16 protein-coding genes are annotated in these 20591 nt (G+C 34.3%); 5 read left to right on the top strand and 11 right to left on the bottom strand.

Annotation, left to right across the window (positions count from 1 at the left end):
* Position 1: 1 nt before the first annotated feature.
* Positions 2-550, top strand: coding sequence for a 1-acyl-sn-glycerol-3-phosphate acyltransferase (locus BZARG_RS15020; RefSeq protein ID WP_008639893.1), 549 nt, complete (start codon positions 2-4; stop codon positions 548-550).
* Between the two features lie 100 nt (positions 551-650).
* Here BZARG_RS15020 and BZARG_RS15025 read toward each other — a convergent pair whose 3' ends face one another.
* From BZARG_RS15025 to gcvT, 6 genes are all read right to left on the bottom strand, one after another.
* Positions 651-2135, bottom strand: a complete 1485-nt coding sequence (locus BZARG_RS15025; RefSeq protein WP_008639895.1) for a carboxypeptidase-like regulatory domain-containing protein — start codon at positions 2133-2135, stop codon at positions 651-653.
* A 258-nt stretch (positions 2136-2393) separates the two neighbouring features.
* The gene (locus tag BZARG_RS15030; protein ID WP_008639913.1) at positions 2394-3116 is read right to left on the bottom strand and encodes a YebC/PmpR family DNA-binding transcriptional regulator; all 723 of its coding nucleotides are present in this window, start codon (positions 3114-3116) and stop codon (positions 2394-2396) included.
* 172 nt (positions 3117-3288) lie between these two features.
* Positions 3289-3585 carry a 4a-hydroxytetrahydrobiopterin dehydratase gene (locus tag BZARG_RS15035; RefSeq protein WP_008639885.1) on the bottom strand — a complete coding sequence of 99 codons (297 nt, stop codon included), beginning with the start codon at positions 3583-3585 and terminating at the stop codon, positions 3289-3291.
* Positions 3586-3640: 55 nt separating this feature from the next.
* Entirely contained in the window at positions 3641-4471 is an 831-nt protein-coding gene (locus BZARG_RS15040; protein ID WP_040288960.1) for a sugar nucleotide-binding protein, read from the bottom strand.
* Positions 4472-4494: 23 nt separating this feature from the next.
* The gene (locus BZARG_RS15045; RefSeq protein WP_008639909.1) at positions 4495-5409 is read right to left on the bottom strand and encodes a glutaminase; all 915 of its coding nucleotides are present in this window, start codon (positions 5407-5409) and stop codon (positions 4495-4497) included.
* A gap of 3 nt (positions 5410-5412) precedes the next feature.
* Positions 5413-6495 (bottom strand): glycine cleavage system aminomethyltransferase GcvT, encoded by a 1083-nt coding sequence (gene gcvT, locus BZARG_RS15050; RefSeq protein ID WP_008639919.1) that lies wholly within the window; start codon positions 6493-6495, stop codon positions 5413-5415.
* Positions 6496-6876: 381 nt separating this feature from the next.
* Between gcvT and BZARG_RS15055 the strand changes: the two genes are divergently transcribed.
* The gene (locus BZARG_RS15055) at positions 6877-8457 is read left to right on the top strand and encodes a bifunctional ADP-dependent NAD(P)H-hydrate dehydratase/NAD(P)H-hydrate epimerase (RefSeq protein WP_008639906.1); all 1581 of its coding nucleotides are present in this window, start codon (positions 6877-6879) and stop codon (positions 8455-8457) included.
* Between the two features lie 86 nt (positions 8458-8543).
* Here the strand turns inward: BZARG_RS15055 and BZARG_RS15060 are convergent, their stop codons facing one another.
* Positions 8544-9596, bottom strand: coding sequence for a TlpA family protein disulfide reductase (locus BZARG_RS15060; RefSeq protein ID WP_008639915.1), 1053 nt, complete (start codon positions 9594-9596; stop codon positions 8544-8546).
* A 115-nt stretch (positions 9597-9711) separates the two neighbouring features.
* On the opposite strand from BZARG_RS15060, the gene hutH reads away from it, so the two are divergent.
* Positions 9712-11223: a histidine ammonia-lyase gene (hutH, locus tag BZARG_RS15065; protein ID WP_008639889.1), complete on the top strand. Its 1512-nt coding sequence runs from the start codon at positions 9712-9714 to the stop codon at positions 11221-11223.
* Between the two features lie 36 nt (positions 11224-11259).
* On the opposite strand, the gene BZARG_RS15070 is transcribed toward hutH, so the two are convergent.
* Together BZARG_RS15070 and BZARG_RS15075 are read right to left on the bottom strand one after the other, a co-directional pair.
* Positions 11260-11628: a hypothetical protein gene (locus BZARG_RS15070; protein ID WP_040288962.1), complete on the bottom strand. Its 369-nt coding sequence runs from the start codon at positions 11626-11628 to the stop codon at positions 11260-11262.
* A gap of 80 nt (positions 11629-11708) precedes the next feature.
* A complete protein-coding gene (locus tag BZARG_RS15075) occupies positions 11709-14273 on the bottom strand; it encodes an ATP-dependent Clp protease ATP-binding subunit (RefSeq protein WP_008639879.1) in 2565 nt (854 codons plus the stop codon).
* 260 nt (positions 14274-14533) lie between these two features.
* Here BZARG_RS15075 and gyrA point away from each other — a divergent pair, with 260 nt between their 5' ends.
* Both gyrA and BZARG_RS15085 read left to right on the top strand, forming a co-directional pair.
* A complete protein-coding gene (gene gyrA / locus BZARG_RS15080) occupies positions 14534-17092 on the top strand; it encodes a DNA gyrase subunit A (protein WP_008639924.1) in 2559 nt (852 codons plus the stop codon).
* 32 nt (positions 17093-17124) lie between these two features.
* Positions 17125-18372: a tetratricopeptide repeat protein gene (locus BZARG_RS15085; protein ID WP_008639911.1), complete on the top strand. Its 1248-nt coding sequence runs from the start codon at positions 17125-17127 to the stop codon at positions 18370-18372.
* Between the two features lie 154 nt (positions 18373-18526).
* Here the strand turns inward: BZARG_RS15085 and BZARG_RS15090 are convergent, their stop codons facing one another.
* Together BZARG_RS15090 and BZARG_RS15095 are read right to left on the bottom strand one after the other, a co-directional pair.
* The gene (locus BZARG_RS15090) at positions 18527-19279 is read right to left on the bottom strand and encodes a C40 family peptidase (protein WP_008639910.1); all 753 of its coding nucleotides are present in this window, start codon (positions 19277-19279) and stop codon (positions 18527-18529) included.
* A 132-nt stretch (positions 19280-19411) separates the two neighbouring features.
* Positions 19412-20590, bottom strand: coding sequence for an acetyl-CoA C-acyltransferase (locus BZARG_RS15095; protein ID WP_008639903.1), 1179 nt, complete (start codon positions 20588-20590; stop codon positions 19412-19414).
* Position 20591 lies beyond the last annotated feature (1 nt).

Consider the following 20591-nt stretch of genomic DNA (forward strand, 5'->3'; position numbering starts at 1 on the left):
CATGCGTCGTATAGCAGAATTCATTTATTTTAAAATGCTTGGTTGGCGCGTTACTGGAAATGTGAATTTTTCAAAGGATACCGTAAAAAAAGCAGTATTAATAGGCGTGCCTCATACGAGTTGGCATGATCTTTATATTGGTGTTTTATTACGAAATGTAAGCCAATTAAAATCTAATTTCATAGCAAAGAAGGAACTGTTTATTGGTCCAATTGGCTGGTATTTGAAAGCCATAGGTGGCGCACCAATCGATAGAGGTGAGAACCAAAATAAGGTGGAAGCTATAGCTCAATTATTTGCAGAACATGATGAATTTAGACTAGCATTAGCGCCAGAAGGCACACGAAAAAAAGTCACCGAATGGCGAACTGGATTTTATTATATAGCCAAAGCCGCCAACGTACCGATTATAATGTTTAGCTTGGATTTTAAAAATAAACAAAACAATATTTCGGAACCTTTCTATCCTACGGACGATTTAGAAGCAGATTTTGCCTTTATGAAAGCCTTTTTTAAGGGAATAGAGGGAAAGGTTGCATCTTACTCATAGAATTAAGCACTATATATTTATAATAAAAATGCTACTTGACGAGAGTAGCATTTTTTTATTTTTAAGCTTATAATATCTATTTAACTAATTTTAGTTACGATTAGTTTTTTACTTTAAAATCTTTCATTTCCTGAAGCGGTTCTATCACGTTGTAATTTTTCCAAATGGCAGGGTCGTATTTCTTTTTCGTTTCGTAATCTAGAGTTTTAGGTTCTGTAACTGCATTGAAAATGGCTTCATCCATGATGTTTACATCCAATGTTAACATTTCGGTACGTTCTTTAAAAGTCCCTTCCATTTTAAAATTAAAAGCTACTTTATTGCTGCGGTCATCATTGTCTATAAATTTTATTGGTCTATTAATATAAAAATAACGGTCCACTTCATTTTTTATATAATATGGATAATAATAGCCATCACTATCTTTTTTGTAAGCTACCGAACCTGCTTTATTTTTTTCAACATATTTAACACCTAAAATTAAACGTAGATTAAATTTTTTACCCTCGCGTCCGGGATAAAATGCATAATCAGCTCTTAAAACGGCAAAAGTTTGATTGGAAACATACATTGTTCCTTCATAATTTGCAGAACCACGTTTAGGTTTAAAATCGATTATATAAACAATTTCGTCATTCAAATAAGTGAAATCCTTGAGCTCATAATCATATTTTCTCGTATTAGTAATAAAATCTAATTCCAAATCTTCTGTAATAGGATTAACCTCTTTAACCATATTTAAGGCGGCTTCTCGTATAAAGCGAATTGCATTTATAGAATCTGATACTTTATCGTTTCGCTTATTAAAAGAAACGGAATCAGAAACTTTAAACCAACCAGATTTAACCGTATAAACCTTGCTGGTGTCTAAATGTTTTAAAACAATATCGTTACCTTTTTCAACCATTTTTTCTAATGATTGGTCGTTGCGCTCATCTAATAGACGCACGGCTTTTTCAACCTCTAATTTGGCGTGTTTAGCATCCTTTATATACAAGGTGGAAACCATATCTGTATATTGTTTGGAGTTATTATTTAGTAAGGATTTACCGAGGTCTTCAAAATCTTTGTTGAAAGCTTCTAGCTGTTTCTTTTTGAAATTAGGGGATTTTGTAATTTCAAATTCAGCGACTTTACCAGCTACATATTCCGTTCTTCTGCCAAAAAGCTTAAATGAATGGTTGTTTAGTCTATAGTTTTTAGAAACATTAGCATTTACATAATATAATATAGAGTCGATACTTAACTTTCTATCTGTAACATATACTTCTGAAAGCTCATTAACGTGATCGGTAAGTGTGTAATTTTTAGATTGAAATTCTTGTACCTGGAAACCGATTTTCTCATAACCCATACAGGAAATATGAACTGAATCTTTGTCTTGAAAACTAGATGTGTGAATGGTGAAATTACCTTCATCATTAGAAATAACGCCATAATCATCACCAATTTGTATTGTAGCAAAAGGAATTGGAATGTTATGAGTATCTAAAATTTTACCGCGTATAGTTTGACTTAAACTACTTAAAGAGCACACAAAAATTAAAACTGAAAAAAGCGTTTGTTTTATATTTTTAAAGAGCATAATTATGTTTTAGATTAAGACGAATTTAGATAAAGTTTGTTACATTTTTAACTAAATAGTAAACTAAAACGAATTTTGTGATTTTATAGGTTATAAAGTAAAATGAAAAACACCTATACTTTGGAATGCGTTAAAGTTCTTAAAACAAGATGTTTACCTCGAATTAAATATTGTTTATATAAAAATATAATTTATTTAAAACCCTCGAACATTACTAAATGAATGTTAAATGATGTAATCAAAATGATAGTCTAATTATTAGGCATCCGAACTTTCCTCCATAGTATGATACACGTTTTGTACATCATCATCTTCTTCTAATCTTTCTAGAAGTTTTTCAACATCAGCAATTTCTTCTGCGCTTATCGTTTTAGTTACTTGTGGAATACGTTCAAAACCAGATGATAAAATTTCAATTTCTCTGCTCTCTAACTCTGCTTGAATGGCGCCAAAATATTCGAAAGGTGCATAAATTAAAATACCATCATCGTCTCCAAATACTTCTTCAGCTCCAAAATCAATGAATTCTAATTCTAATTCTTCTGGGTCTAATCCTTCAGCAGGAATACGGAAATTACACGTATGGTCAAACATAAAAACAACAGAGCCAGACGTGCCTAGGCTACCATCACATTTATTGAAGTAGCTTCTTACATTAGCAACCGTTCGCATATTATTATCTGTAGCGGTTTCTACAAGAATTGCTATACCATGAGGCGCGTATCCTTCAAAAATCACTTCTTTATAATTGCCTTGACTTTTATCGGAAGCACGTTTTATAGCTCGTTCTACGTTGTCTTTCGGCATGTTTACCGATTTGGCGTTCTGAATTACTGCACGTAATCTGGAGTTAGAATCTGGATCGGGTCCACCTTCTTTAACGGCCATAACTATATCTTTACCAATGCGCGTAAAGGCTTTACTCATTGCAGACCAACGCTTCATTTTTCGCGCCTTTCGGAACTCAAAAGCTCTTCCCATAAAACAATTTTTTATTTTTTCCCACGATTGCCTGTCGTAAGATAGGAAAGTGGGAAACTCGATTAAGTTATTAATAAGGCAAATTTAACAAAATCCATTAACTGTATATAAAAAAATCTCTAAAAATAACTTGAATTATATTTAGAGATATCTCTTAAAAGACATGCCATATTTACTCCTCATCTTCAGGAACAACAATGGCATCAATAGCTTTCGCTAGTTTAAAATCTTTATTAGTTACACCGTCGGCATCATGCGTGGATAAGGATATGTTTAATACATTATACAAATTTGTCCATTCGGGATGATGATTTAATGCTTCACACTCAAAAGCAATTCGACTCATAGCGCTAAAGCAATCTTTAAAATTTTCGAATTCGAATTCCGCATGAATTGCTTCATCAAAATAGTCCCAATCTGGAAATTGTAATAGTTTTTTCTGAATATCTTCTTCTGATAACTTGCTCATAATAATGTCTGTTTTTTAGTGACATTAATATAGCTAAATTATAAATGAGAACCAATTAAATAGCTATTTCTGTTATAAAATCTTTGCTGGTAAACTGTAAGTGTTTCGGTAGTAAATTAAACTTTGGTAAGACGGCTAAATAACGCTCATCATTAGTGGTGTAAACGTTTTTAAGAAGGACATCTTTATAACCTAAAGTTTCTATAATATCGGAAATAAATTCATCATGATGTACTAAATCTGCACTTCCAACATGGAAAATACCGCATTTATTTCTATTTATAATATAATGAATTTGCTGCGTTACTTTAATCTCTGTTGCAACATTCATTATCAGATTTGGGAATACTTCAATAGCTTCTTTGTTTAATATAAATTCTCTAATATCCGTTATTCTGGGTGATGCATTTCCAAAAACCATGGGCAATCTAATAATTGCAACTTGACGTTTTGGTAAACGCAATAGCATATTTTCAATTTTAATTTTAAAATGCCCATAAACGCTATGACTAAAAGTTTTGTCTATTTCGTAGCTGGGGTATTTGCTGTAGGAATCAAAAACATTGGCTGAAGATAAAAACAGCAACTTACTTTTATGTAACTGCATATATTGCGCAATATGGCTATGTGCAATAATTTGAGCATTGAAATTGCCACGAAGTGCCGAAATGATGATGGTAGGTTTTACTATTTCTAGAATTTCAAATATATCATCTTCTTCAATATTGTATTGAAAAAAATGTTGATTTTTTTCAAATTCCAATTTGGGTGTTCGGTAGGTTCCAAAGGTTCTAAAATAGGAGCAGAGCTCTTTGTAAATAGCATTTCCTATAAAACCACTTGCACCTAAAATTAATATTCTATGTTTGTTTTCTATTGCCGACATGGCCAACTAAAAGGAATTGATTATTAAAAAATAGATTGATTAGTAAGGGTTGTAAAGCGTTCCAGTGCTTGCATACCCAATTTCGAATTTCCTTGTGGGTTTAATCCTGGCGCCCAAACTGCAATACTAAACTCATTTGGAAGGGAGGCTGCAATACCACCGCCTACGCCACTTTTTCCGGGTAAGCCAACTTCGAAAGCGAATTCGCCTGCTTCATCATAAAAACCACATGTTAGCATAATGGCATTAATACGCTTGGCCTGACTTTTGGTTAATCGCGCTACATTTTTCAAACAAAGACCTTTATTAGCAAATAAAAAGAAAGCTTTGGATAATTGCGCACAACTCATTTCCAATGAACATTGATGGAAGTAAAAATCTAAAACAGCATCAACTGAATTATTTAGATTGTTAAAAGATTTTAAAAGATTAGCCGCTGCATAGTTATTAAAACCCGTTTCTTTCTCAGATTGAGCCACCTTTAAATTATATGAAATAGAAGGATCGCCAGTAATATCTTGAACATACTTTAAAAATTCGGCTTTCGGGTCTTTTAATTGGGAAACTAAAATGTCAGCAATTACGATAGCCCCAGAATTTATCAGCGGATTTCTAGGAATACCTTCTTCTAGCTCTAAAAGAGATAAATGATTAAATGGGTTTCCAGAAGGTTCAACATCCACACGATTCCAAATTTTCGCTTCTACTTGACTCATAGCCATAGAAAGCGTTAATACCTTGGATATACTTTGTATAGAAAAGCCAACATCTGAATCGCCAACCGAAAACTCTTCACCTGAAATAAGCTTTAAATGAATACCAAATCGATTAGGATCAACGCGCGATAACTCAGGAATATATTTGGCAATTTTACCTTTATCTGTTTCCCGTGTTACACGCGCGTAAATATTGTTTAAAATGGATTGATAATCAATCATATATTAACCCTTATAAAATGGCAGTTTTACAACGGTTGCAGGAACGGCGTTTTTACGTATTTGAATATGTATTTTGCTATCAACAGCGGTATAATCCATAGGAACATAACCTAAACCAATCGCTTTTTTTAAGGAAGGCGACATGGTACCAGAAGTTACTTTTCCAATAACATTTCCGTCTGTGTCTACAATATCATAGCCGCTTCTTGGAATTCCTTTTTCGTCTAACTCAAAAGCAATTAACTTACGTTTTAGGCCGTTTTTCTTTTCTTCAGCAAGATTTTCAGAATTAGTAAAGTCTTTAGTGAATTTGGTAATCCAACCTAAACCAGCTTCAAATGGCGAAGTCGTTTCGTCAATATCATTACCGTATAAACAATAACCCATTTCTAAACGCAGTGTATCACGCGCAGCTAAACCAATAGGTTTTATACCGTATTTTGCACCAGCTTCAAAAACGTTGTCCCAAATTTTTTGAGCGTCTTTATTTTTACAATAAATTTCAAAACCACCACTTCCTGTATATCCCGTTGCTGAAATAATAACATCGTTAGCACCGGCAAAGTCTCCTACTACAAAATTGTAAAACTTAATATCAGATAAATTATGACTCGTTAAGGGTTGCATAGCTTCAATTGCTTTAGGGCCTTGAATAGCTAAAAGTGAATAAGTATCGCTAACATCACTAATGTCAGCGCCAATATCATTATTAGACTGGATCCATTTCCAATCTTTTTCAATATTTCCAGCATTAACGACTAATAAGTAACTTTCTTCTTCCAATTTATAAACAATGAAGTCGTCTATAACGCCGCCGGTCTCATTAGGGAAATATGTGTATTGTGCTTTTCCAATGGTTAATTTACTAGCATCGTTTGAGGTTAATTTCTGAATTAAAGCCAATGCTTTTGGTCCTTCAATTAAAAACTCTCCCATGTGTGAAACATCAAAAACCCCAACAGCTTTTCTTACTGTTTCGTGCTCGATATTTACGCCTTCATATTGAACGGGCATATTAAAACCTGCAAAAGGCACCATTTTTGCGCCTAGTGCTTCATGTGTTAATGATAAAGCTATATTTTTCATACGTTTTTTCCGAGTAAGCGGAATGTTTTAATTAAACTTCGATTGTTTCGCAAATGTATTGAATTTTATCTGTTTTAAAGTGACACTTTAAGCTAATCTAGATTTAAATAATTGTTAATTATAATACTAAGTGTCTTCAAAAATCATTTTTAATTTTACCATTAGATAGTTGGAAATAATGGCTAGCAAGATGTTATACGGAAGTTTATAAATTGAAATAATATTGACTTTTTAAATATGATAATCATTAAGTTTATAAATACGCGTTGTGTATTCATGAATATTGGTTATTGACTTTCAAAAGACTTATTTTTACAAAACCATTAATAGTAAATATTACAATGTCTTCATTATAGTATTTATTGAAACAGTATTTTATACATGAAAATATTTTCAGATAAGCAGATATTCGAAGGCGATAAACTCACCGCTGAACGCCATAACATAACATCTACAGAGCTGATGGAACGCGCTGGAATCCAAATTTTTAATTGGTTGGATGTCCGAATGCAAGGTGCGCAAGTGCCTATCCATGTGTTTTGCGGGATTGGTAATAATGGCGGAAATGGATTGGTTGTAGCACGACACTTAATTAATCATGGTTATAATGTGGAAACTTATGTGGTTAACTTTAGCGTTAACAGGAGTAAAGATTTTCTTGTTAATTATGATTTTATAAAGCAAATTACAAAAAAATGGCCAACGCTTATGGGGCCAAAAGATGATTTTCCTGAAATTGGATCTGAAGATATTATCATTGATGCCGTTTTTGGATTTGGCTTAGTTCTACCAGCAGCTGATTGGGTGGTAAAACTTTTTCAACACTTTAAAGCTTCGGAAGCATTTACTTTAGCTATCGATTTGCCTTCAGGAATGGAAACAGACGAGGTTCCTGCCGATGAGAACGCTGTTGTTTGGGCTAGCCATACGTTGAGTTTTCAAGCGCCTAAATTAGCCTTTTTTTTACCGGATACCGCCAAGTATACCACGCAATGGGAGGTGTTGGATGTGGGTATAGATCCCAATTATTTAATTAATACACCTATCGATATTGAATTAATAGGAAAACAAGAAGTATTACCTATTTATAAAATGCGTGGCAAGTTTTCGCATAAAGGAAACTTTGGTCATGCTTTAATTATAGGAGGGAGTTATGGTAAAATAGGAGCAGCTATTTTGGCTAGTCGCTCTGCTTTGGCAGTAGGTGCTGGTTTGGTTACAGCCTTTTTGCCCAAATGTGGTTATATTCCTATGCAGTCTAGTATACCAGAAGTTATGGTAATTACCGATGAGCAGGATGAATTTATCAGTAATATTAAATTTGAAATTGCGCCAACCGTAATTGGACTTGGGGTTGGATTGGGTACCACAAAACAAACAGAGGAATCCTTAAAAGCGTTTCTAAAAACAAATAAAACACCATTAGTTATTGATGCAGACGGTATAAATTTACTCGCGAAAAATAAGGATTTGCTGTCGTTACTATCAGAAAATACTATTTTAACACCTCATCCTAAAGAATTGGAGCGTTTAATTGGTAAATGGAAAAATGATTATGAGAAATTAAAAAAAGTTAAGGCGTTTTCAAAAAAATATAAACTTATTATAGTAGTAAAAGGTGCGCATACCTTAACGGTTTTAAAGAATAGAATATATATTAACTCCACTGGAAACCCTGGTTTAGCTACTGCCGGAACTGGCGATGTGCTTACTGGTATTATTACAGGTTTAATTGCTCAAGGTTATGAACCATTAAAAGCTGCTGTATTTGGTGTTTATTTGCATGGAAAATCTGCTGATATCGCTGTTCAAGATTTAGGCTTTGAAGCTATGACAGCATCTCATGTTATTGAAACGTTAGGTGATGCGTATATTGATTTGTTCACGCAACCTGAATCGCCAAAAGCAGAAAGAAACGAAGAAGATAAGAAAGAAGGCGAGAATAAGAAAAATGAAAAATAGGCAGTGATTAAAAATCAAAAAAATAAATTTTGGATAAAAAAAGAGTCGCAAATTTGCGACTCTTTAAATTTTAAACTGGTTCGGAATTAGATATTTAATTCGGTTAAAAGTTCTTTAATAGCATCACTTGAAGGTCTAGGTGCATCTGGTGATACAATGTTTCCATCAGGATCAATTAAGATAAAACGAGGTATACCGTTAATTTTATAATTTTGAATGAATTCTGACTGAAAGCCGTCAGCAGCAATAATTTGAATACCACCCAAATCTTTTTCCGCAATCATTTTTTTCCAACCTTCTTTAGATAATGCCGCCGCTTCCTCTCTAGAGTCGGCTTTATATCCACGTCCGTCGTCCACAGATAGGCTTACAAAATGAATGTTTTTATCATGATATTCTTTTTCTAGTTCCTTTAATGATGGAATTTCAGCAATACAAGGTCCGCACCACGTGGCCCAAACATCAATATATACATACTTGCCTTTTAAATCTGAAAGCGAGGTAGTGCTTCCATCAATATTCTCGAAATCTTTAAATATAGGAGAAGCCATCCCTTTTGGTAATTCCTTTTTTAAAGCAATAGACTGGCCTAAATAAGATTTGTAAGACATAAGCATTGGCTCTAAATCCTTGTTAGCGTTTTCTATAATTGTAGAATCAATCGCTTTATCAGAATTATAGAATTCATCTAATTCCGTTTTAATACCATTAAATTTAATTTCTAACGCTTCCGTCTCTGAAATTTTACTTAACTCTCCAAGATTTAATAGTTGTTCTTCTTTTAAGGCTCTTTTAGCTAAAAAATTACTGTGTTCAGAGCCATTTCCTTTATAAGTTACTGTTTCGTCAAACTCTTTGGTATCGACAGTCATGTTAATATCAAAACCATTTTTTAAAAAAATGTTAGTGGATTCGGTACCATCAAATACATTATAAACTTCTGTGTTAACCTTGAGCGTATCACTAAAAGTACCGTCATCTTTCACGGCGATCGTTTTAGAGTACTCACGGGTTCTAACCACAAGCGAGTCACTATTTTTATTTGTAATTTTTCCAGCGAAAGTAGCATAGTCTTTAGGTGCTTCTTCTTGACATGCCAAAACTGATAACGCTGACAGTAAAATCAATGTTTTTTTCATAGTTATATTAGTTTGTTTATTCAAAAATAGAGTTTTAGGATGAATTTAAATGAAATATCAGTATTTGTTTGCATAATAGGTAATGAATGCGGAATTTTGAACAATAATTATCTGCATGAGAACGACACATTATATATCCAAAGAAACAATTACTCTAGAAACTATTTCAGCAATTCTGGAAGAAAATAAACTGTTAGCTTTATCAGAAGACTCCATTACAAAAATGGAAGCTTGTCGGGCTTATTTAAATGAGAAATTAAAAAATCAAGATCAGCCTATTTATGGCATTAATACTGGGTTTGGTTCATTGTATGATGTAAAAATCTCAACAGAAAACTTAACAAAACTTCAAGAAAACTTGGTTATGTCCCATGCATGTGGAACCGGAGATCGCGTACCAAAAGCTATTGTTAAGCTCATGTTGTTATTAAAAGTCCAGTCTTTAAGTTATGGACATAGTGGCGTTCAGTTGGAAACAGCGCAACGCTTAATGGATTTTTATAACAACAATATTTTACCTGTAATTTATACACAAGGCTCGTTAGGCGCGTCTGGCGATTTAGCACCTTTAGCGCATTTAGCCTTGCCGCTTATAGGAAAAGGAAACGTATATTATAAGGGTGACATTGTTTCGGGCGCTTCTATTCTAAAAACATTTAAATGGGAACCAATAACCCTGCAATCAAAAGAAGGATTGGCGCTTTTAAATGGTACGCAATTCATGACCGCTTACGGTGTTCATTTATTAATGAAGTCTTATAAGTTGTCTTATACAGCCGATTTAGTAGGAAGTATTTCATTAGAAGCGTTTGATGGCAGATTAGAGCCATTTAATGAATTGGTACATTTGGTGCGTCCACATAATGGACAAATTAAAACAGCTGAACGTGTACGTACATTTTTACAGGATAGCGAGTTAATTTTGCAACCAAAACAACACGTTCAAGATCCGTATTCTTTTAGATGTATGCCACAAGTACACGGCGCAACCAAAGATACTTTAGATTTTGTGCGTAAAACATTTATTACGGAAATCAACTCGGTTACCGATAACCCCAATGTTTTTAGTCAGGAAGATGAAATAATTTCAGGCGGAAATTTCCATGGTCAGCCATTGGCATTAGCTTTAGATTATTTAAAAATAGCAATGGCAGAATTAGGTAATATTTCTGAAAGACGTGTGTTTCAGTTAGTATCAGGCTTAAGAGGTTTGCCTACTTTTTTAGTGGATAATCCAGGTTTAAACTCTGGGTTTATGATTCCGCAATATACAGCAGCAAGTATTGTAAGTGCTAATAAGCAGCTGGCAAGTCCAGCCAGTGTTGATAGTATTGTTTCTAGCAACGGACAAGAGGACCACGTAAGTATGGGGGCAAATGGGGCTACACAAGCGTTTACTTTAATTAATAATATAGAACGTATTTTGGCTATTGAATTATTTAATGCGTCCCAGGCTTTATTTTTTAGAGCGCCTTTAAAATCCTCTTCATTTATTGAAGCGGTACTAGCAGCATTTCGTGAAGATGTAACTTTTGTTTCAAATGATAGAGAACTGTACATTGATATTCAGAATGCTATTGCATTTTTAACCAATTTACAGATTGATGACCGTGAAATTTATGAGTAGGAACGTAGCGGTTTTAAAAATTGCTAAATAAGATTTTTATTTAGCACATAAATCGTTTGCCCAATCCGTGGCGTCTTCCAGGGCATTAAATGCTTTAAAAGGGATACTAATAAAAGAACGTTCGAAATCCGTATTATCTATTTGAATCGTATCTCCCAAAACAACGGCAAAACCAATAAGGTTTTTAATTTTCGACATTTCAAAGTAAATATTTGGGTCTACAGAATAGGAGTTTTTTCGATGTGTTATATAGACAAAATCTTTTAATTTAAAGTGATTTCTTGCTATACCATAAAGTTCATTATTTAAAATTAATGAAATAGAGAGACCTTCATTCATGACCGCAATCATGTAGTTTTCGTGAAATGATATTTCACCAAAATGGTATTTTTTAATTATTGGCATGTTACAAACTTAATTAAAGTTTTTCATAAAAAAAACTCCGCAAAAATAAGCGGAGGTTTTTAATAATTATTTGATTTACTTTAAGATTCTGTCGGTTTTTTACCTGATTCAATTTTAGTAGTTAATTCATTGGTTTTAGTATCTAAATCCATCATTATATTATCGCCTTCAGATATTTTCGAGTTGATAATTTGTTCAGCTAAAGCATCTTCAACATACTTTTGAATTGCACGTTTCAAAGGTCTGGCACCATATTGTTTATCAAAGCCTTTATCGGCTATGAAATCTTTCGCGGCTTTACTTAATTTAAGTGTGTAACCAATATCTTTTATGCGCAAAATAAGTTTCTCCAGTTCAATGTCAATAATTTTATCGATATGCTCTCTTTCAAGAGCATTGAATATAACCACATCATCAATTCTGTTTAAAAACTCTGGTGCAAATGCTTTTTTAAGGGCATTTTCAATAACACTTCTGGCATTAGCATCTTCCTGCGATTTCTGCGAAGCTGTTCCAAAACCAACACCAGCTCCAAAATCTTTTAATTTTCGGGAACCAATATTAGAGGTCATGATAATAATCGTGTTTCTAAAATCGATTTTTCTACCTAAACTATCCGTTAAGTAACCATCATCTAAAACTTGAAGTAACATATTAAATACATCGGGATGCGCTTTTTCAATTTCATCAAGAAGTACAACGGCGTAAGGTTTACGTCTAATTTTTTCGGTTAATTGACCACCTTCTTCATAACCCACGTATCCCGGAGGTGCTCCAACTAATCTAGAAATCGCAAATTTCTCCATGTACTCACTCATGTCGATTCGGATTAGGGAATCTTCACTATCGAATAATTCTTTAGAAAGTACTTTAGCCAGTTGTGTTTTACCCACACCTGTTTGACCTAAAAATATAAACGAACCGATTGGTTTATTTGGATCTTTTAATCCAGCACGGTTACGCTGGATAGCTTTTACAACTTTTGCCACAGCTTCATCCTGCCCAATTACTTTACCTTTTATTAGTTCTGGTAAAATAGCCAATTTATTACTTTCAGTTTGAGCAATTCTGTTAACAGGAATACCAGTCATCATCGAAACCACATCTGCTACGTTATCTTCAGTAACCGATACACGATGTAATTTGGTGTCTTCTTCCCATTTTTCTTGCGCAATAGCTAATTCTTTCTCCAAACGCTTTTCATCGTCACGAAGTTTTGCAGCTTCTTCATATTTCTGCTTTTTAACAACTGAAGATTTGGTTTCTTTAACCGCTTCCAGTTGTTCTTCTAATTCAACAATTCTATCTGGAACGTTAATGTTAGTAATGTGCACACGTGATCCCGCTTCATCTAAAGCATCAATAGCTTTGTCTGGTAAAAAACGTTCCGTCATATAACGGTTGGTTAATTTTACACAAGCCTCGATAGCTTCTTGAGTATAGGTTACATTATGATGGGATTCATACTTATCTTTAATATTATTAAGGATTTCAATAGTTTCATCAACTGTTGTAGGTTCCACAATCACTTTTTGAAAACGACGCTCTAAAGCACCATCTTTTTCAATATACTGTCGGTACTCGTCCAAAGTTGTTGCACCCACACATTGAATTTCACCTCTAGCTAGAGCTGGTTTAAACATATTGGAAGCATCTAAACTTCCTGTGGCACCACCAGCACCGACAATGGTGTGAATTTCATCGATAAACAAAATAATATCTTCGTTTTTTTCCAGCTCGTTCATAACGGCTTTCATACGCTCTTCAAATTGTCCACGGTATTTGGTACCTGCAACTAAACTCGCTAAATCTAGTGTTACCACACGTTTGTTGAATAAAATTCGAGATACTTTACGACTCACAATTCTATTTGCTAAACCTTCGGCAATTGCCGATTTACCAACACCAGGCTCTCCAATTAAAAGTGGATTGTTTTTCTTACGTCTACTTAAAATTTGAGAAACGCGTTCAATTTCTTTTTCTCGACCTACTACAGGATCTAGTTTACCTTCTTCGGCCATAGCTGTAAGATCACGACCAAAATTATCTAAAACTGGTGTTTTAGACTTCTTATTCGTTTTTCCTCCTGTAGGTGAATTAAATAAATTGTCCTTTGAAGTATCGTCATCCGCTGCCGAATCGTCACCTGGAAAAGATTGCGATGTCGGCTCCCCTGTAATATCAGGATAATTTTCGTCGTTTGTTATCATAATCTTAAACTGTTCTTTTACGTTATCGTAGTCCACTTTTAGCTTATTTAAAAGCTTGGTTGTGGGATCGTTATCATTTCTTAATATACACAATAATAAGTGTGCAGTATTAATGGCGCTACTCTGAAAAAGTTTAGCCTCCAAAAATGTGGTCTTTAAAGCCCTTTCGGCTTGTCGGGTTAGGTGTAAGTTCTTTTTGTTATTTGAAGCAACTGCCAAATTTGGGTTGGCAGGACTTAAAATCTCAACTTTACGTCGTAAGTGATTAAGGTCTATTTCTAGAGCACTTAAAATATCAATAGCTTTACCGCTTCCGTCTCGTAATAATCCAAGCATTAAATGTTCTGTGCCTATAAAGTCGTGGCCAAGCCTTAAGGCTTCTTCTTTACTATACGCAATTACATCTTTAACTCTTGGTGAAAAATTGTCATCCATAAATAATTCCTTTCTTCATTAAATGTACTAAAACATATCGTTAAGGACAAAAATCATACCCTAATTAATACGTGGTATGCTAATAGACGAAAAATAGTTTATAAAGTCAAAATTTTTAACAGGTTACTTATTAACGAAAAGACTCGTTATAATTGTTAATAAATAAACCGAAAAAACAGAAAAGAAACCCTTGCTGTAGTTGATGAAATGGTTATATTAGCACGATTTGTAAACCTACAAAAATCTAATTATTATTATATATGGCAGAAGGAGAAAAATTGATTCCAATTAACATAGAAGATGAAATGAAGTCGGCTTACATTGATTATTCAATGTCAGTCATTGTGTCACGTGCCTTACCTGATGTAAGAGATGGGTTAAAGCCGGTACACAGACGTGTTCTTTTTGGAATGCACGAACTAGGTATTAGAGCCACGGGAGCCCATAAAAAATCGGCCAGAATCGTGGGTGAAGTACTTGGTAAATTTCACCCGCATGGTGATACATCCGTTTATGATGCGATGGTGCGTATGGCTCAAGAATGGAGTTTACGTTATATGTTAGTAGATGGACAAGGTAACTTTGGGTCTGTTGATGGTGATAGTCCGGCAGCTATGCGTTATACGGAAGCACGTATGCGTAAAATATCGGAAGATATGCTGGCCGATATAGATAAAGAAACAGTAGATCTTAAATTAAATTTTGATGATACCTTACATGAACCAACCGTACTTCCTACACGTATTCCTGGTTTATTAATAAATGGTGCATCTGGTATTGCCGTGGGAATGGCCACTAATATGCCACCTCATAACTTAAGTGAAGTTGTGGATGGTATTGTAGCATATATTGAAAATCATGATATTGAAATTGATGAGTTAATCACGCATATTAAAGCGCCAGATTTCCCTACCGGAGGAACTATTTATGGTTATGATGGTGTTGTGGAGGCTTTTAAAACAGGTCGTGGTCGTGTAGTCATGCGAGCAAAAGCACGTATTGAAGAAGTACAAGGACGTGAATCTATTATTGTTACCGAAATTCCATACCAAGTGAATAAGGCCGATATGATTAAAAAAACGGCCGATTTAGTCAACGAAAAGAAAATGGAGGGTATTGCGTCTATTCGTGATGAATCCGATAGAAATGGAATGCGAATTGTTTACGTTTTAAAGCGTGACGCTATTCCAAATATTGTATTAAATACCTTATATAAATATACCGCTTTACAGTCTTCTTTTAGTGTTAATAACATTGCGCTAGTTAATGGACGTCCACAACTATTGAATTTGAAAGAAATGATTTATCATTTCGTGGAACACAGGCATGATGTGGTTGTGCGAAGAACCACTTACGAATTACGTAAAGCTGAAGAACGCGCACATATTCTTGAAGGTTTAATTATAGCATCGGATAATATTGATGAAGTAATTGCACTTATTCGTGCATCATCCAATGCTGATGAAGCGCGCGAGAAGTTAATTGAACGTTTTAAATTAAGCGAAATCCAGGCGAAAGCTATTGTGGAAATGCGTTTACGTCAGTTAACCGGATTAGAACAGGATAAACTGCGTACAGAATATGAAGATTTAATGGTAACCATTGAAGATTTAAAAGACATTCTTGCTAAAAAAGAACGTCGTATGGAAATCATTAAAGACGAACTGCTTGTTGTAAAAGATAAATATGGTGATGAGCGTCGTTCAGTTATTGAATATGCTGGAGGCGATTTAAGTATTGAAGATATGATTCCAGATGAGCAAGTGGTAATTACCATTTCGCATGCGGGTTATATTAAGAGAACATCACTTACAGAATACAAAACACAAAATAGAGGTGGTGTAGGACAAAAAGCATCTACAACTAGAAATGAAGACTTTCTAGAGCATTTATTTGTAGGAACCAATCATCAGTACATGTTATTCTTTACTCAAAAAGGTAAATGTTTCTGGATGCGGGTTTACGAAATTCCTGAAGGAAGTAAAACATCCAAGGGGCGTGCTATTCAAAACCTAATAAATATTGAGCAGGATGATAAAGTGAAAGCTTTCATCAGCACACAAGATTTAAAGGATGAAGATTATATCAATAGCCATTACGTAATTATGGCTACTAAAAAAGGTCAAGTTAAAAAGACCTCTTTAGAGCAGTATTCACGTCCACGAACAAATGGTATTAATGCCATTACAATTAGAGAGGATGACGAACTATTAGAAGCTAAATTAACAACTGGAAACAGTCAGGTGATGTTGGCATTAAAATCAGGTAAAGCTATTCGTTTTGAAGAAGCTAAAACACGACCAATGGGTAGAAACGCATCGGGAGTTCGTGGAATTTCACTCGCTAACGATAAAGATGAGGTAATTGGAATGATTGCCGTTGAAAACCCACAAGAAGAATCTGTATTAGTTGTTTCTGAAAAAGGTTACGGAAAACGTACTTATATTGATGATCCAGCAGATGGTGAAGCAGTTTACAGAATAACCAATAGAGGAGGGAAAGGTGTTAAAACGATTTCTATAACAGAAAAAACTGGTCATTTAGTAGCTATCAAATCGGTATCTGATGATGAGGATTTAATGATTATAAACAAATCTGGTATTGCTATTCGTATGGCTGTTGCCGATTTACGTGTCATGGGTCGTGCAACGCAAGGTGTAAAACTGATTAACTTAAAAGGAAGCGATTCCATTGCTGCCGTTGCTAAAGTTATGAAGGACGATGCGGAAGAAGTGGTTTTAGATGCTGATGGTGAAGTAATAGATATAACACCAGAAACGGATAATGGCACAACTCTTGATAATAGTGAGGAAGAATAAAAAATAAAAATAATTACAATAATTAGAACAATATGAAAAAACCAATTTTAATTGCATTGGCTATATTGGTGGGAACTATCTCTTTTGCACAAAAAAAAGAGTTACGTACCGCTGAAAAAGCAATAAAAAACAAAAATTATGCTGAAGCTAAATCAGCATTAAATCAGGCAGAAGCTATGAAGTCTGATATGAGTGATAAGCAAAAATCTCAATACCATATTTTAGTTGCCGAAGCGCTTTATGCTCAAGGAACCGCTAATAATACAGATTTAGATAAAGCTATACAAAATTTGATGATGGTTGGTAGCGATTATCAATCGGAGTCAGAGATGCTAACAACAACTATAGAAAATGAACTTTTAACAAAAGCTAATAATTTATATAAGTCTAATAATTTTGAAGAAGCTGGTACTAAATTCGAACAATTATATAATGTAGTTCCTTCAGATACTACTTATTTATATTACGCTGCAGTTAGCGCTGTTAGCGGTCAGGATTATGAGGAAGCTTTAAAGCATTATCTTGCATTAAATGATTTAGGGTATACAGGTGTTGCTAAAGAATATTTTGCAACTGAAAAAGAAACCGGTAAAGAAGTTATTACGGATAAAAATAATCGGGACTTATTTGTAAAAGCAGGCGAATACATTAAACCAGGCGAGCGTTTAACAGAATCTAAAGCTAACGAGATAACCAGAAATATAGCGTTTATTTATGTAAGTTTAGATAAGAAGGACGAGGCTTTAGAGGCTATTAAAAAAGCGCGTGCTGATAATCCAACTGACGTTGATATTATTTTGACAGAAGCTAATTTGCAATATCAATTAGGTAATTTGGATGAATATAGAGTCCTTATTGAAAAAGCAATCGAATTAGATCCTAATAATATCGATTTATTCTATAATTTAGGTGTATTAGCTTCGGAAGCTAAAGATAATGACAAAGCCAAGGAGTATTACCAGAAGGTAATTGATATGGATCCAACTTATATTAATGCGCAAACAAACTTGGCTGCTTTAATTTTAGGTGAAGAGGCTAGTCTTATTGAGGAAATGAACGGTTTAGGAACATCATCTGCAGATAATAAGCGCTATGATGAATTGAAAAAAGAAAGAACCAATATATATAAAACTGCTATTCCTTATTTAGAAGCGGTTTTAGAAATAGATCCAAACAGCATAGAAGTAACTACAACTTTAATGAATATTTATAGAGCTATTCCAGACGATGCAAACTATAAGCGTCTGAAAAATAAAATTGAAGAACTACAAGGAGAATAAATTCTAGATTTTCAAACATACTTTATTAAAAAATGCTACTGACATTCAGTAGCATTTTTTTTTGCTTAATAATTAAAGTATTCTTTCCCGTTTAATTTCTACAAGTTAGATATTATTAGCTTCTTTTTTTACAACAGCTGGTGTAGAAACTTACTTATTCAATAATCTTTTTAATAACGCGCAATTTATGGGTATGCATACCAGTATCCACATTGTAAATTCCAGAGTGATCTAATCTATCAATGCGAACTTTTCCATGAGCGTGAATAATAAAATTGTCAGGCATAATTATACCAACGTGAACAATTTGACCTTCTTCATTATCAAAAAAAGCTAAATCGCCAGGATCACTTTCTTCAATAAAGCTTAATGCTTCACCTTGATTTGCTTGTTGCGAAGCATCCCTAAATAATTTGTGACCGTTCAATTTATAAACCATTTGGGTAAACCCAGAACAATCAATACCAAAAGGCGTTTTTCCGCCCCAAAGATAGGGTGCGTTTAAATAGGTAAAAGCTGTATTTAGTAGTTCATCTTTCGCTGAAATTACACTTACAGAATGACCTTCATAAGCATGTTCTAATAGGTTCATACCATTTAAAGTTGAGCCTAAAGGAATTGGGTATAATTGATTGGTATTATCTTCAATAAACTCTACCAAATCGATAGATAAGATGGGCGCTTCTTGATGTAATTTATTATAATCGTCTTCAAAAATTTCTATATATTGTTTATTATCTACCCAGCCTTCATAAGCATCAAAACCCAAGCGAATTCTACTCCAAGATTTGCGTTTTTCAAGTACCTTAAAATAATCACCATACAATACTTGTGAAACAAGTTCACTTGTATCGCTAGGTTCCATTCGTAATGGAACAATACTTAAATTACAAATCCCGTATTGCATTCGAGGTTAATGTTTATTTAATATTTTAATTGATTATTAAAAATAAGGTTGAATAAATTATACCATTTCTCGAAATAGCATTAAAGCTCTTGAAACCCATAAATCGACCATAAAAAATAAGAATACAAATTATTAGGTACGTTCAATAACAACTGCAGAAGCACCACCACCGCCATTACAAATAGCAGCCGCACCAATTTTCGCATTGTTTTGTTCTAAAACGTTTAATAAAGTAATTAGAATACGAACTCCAGAACAACCTAAAGGATGCCCTAAAGAAACAGCACCACCATTTACGTTTACGTTAGAATCATTTAAACCTAATAACTTCATGTTGGCAAGACCAACAACAGCAAACGCTTCGTTAAACTCGAAGAAGTCTACATTTTTAATATCTATTCCTGCTTTATCCAACGCCTTTGGAAGCGCTTTAGCAGGCGCTGTAGTAAACCATTCTGGCTCATGCGCTGCATCAGCGTAACCTTTTATAGTTCCTAAAACTTTTAAACCTAATTCGTCAGCTTTCTCGCGACTCATTAAAACCATCGCTCCAGCACCATCATTAATAGTAGATGAGTTGGCAGCTGTAGCCGTTCCATCTTTAGAAAATGCTGGTCTTAAAGAAGGTATTCTATCTAATTTTACATTGGTAAATTCTTCATCAGTATCAACTACTAAAGCATCACCACGACGTTGAGGTACTTCAACAGGAACCACTTCATTGTCAAATTTTCCTGCTTTCCAAGCTGCTGCCGAACGTTCATATGATTGAACTGCAAAGGCATCCTGATCCTCACGAGAAAACTTATATTCTGTAGCACATGCATCTGCACAAACCCCCATAGCATTCTGATCGTAAGCATCAACAAGACCATCACGTTGCATACCATCTTCCATTTTAACAGGACCAAATTTTGTTCCTGTTCTAGCATGTAAGTAATGAGGAATTAAACTCATGTTTTCCATTCCACCGGCAACAATAATATCAGCATCACCTAAAGCAATAGCTTGTGCGGCTTGCATAACGGCTTTCATACCTGAAGCGCACACTTTGTTAACCGTTGTACAAGGTACTGTATTTGGAATGCCTGCGTAAATAGCCGCTTGTCTTGCAGGTGCTTGTCCAGCGCCTGCTTGAACAACATGACCCATTATAACTTCTTGAACTAATTCGGGCTTTAAATTAATTTTATCTAAAGCACCTTTTATAGCTACAGCGCCTAATCGTGGTGCTGGAATAGTTGATAACGATCCTAAAAAACTACCAATTGGTGTTCTAGCTGCTGATACAATAACGACTTCTTTACTCATG

The sequence above is a fragment of the Bizionia argentinensis JUB59 genome, from assembly GCF_000224335.1.
GTDB lineage: Bacteria > Bacteroidota > Bacteroidia > Flavobacteriales > Flavobacteriaceae > Algorimicrobium > Algorimicrobium argentinense.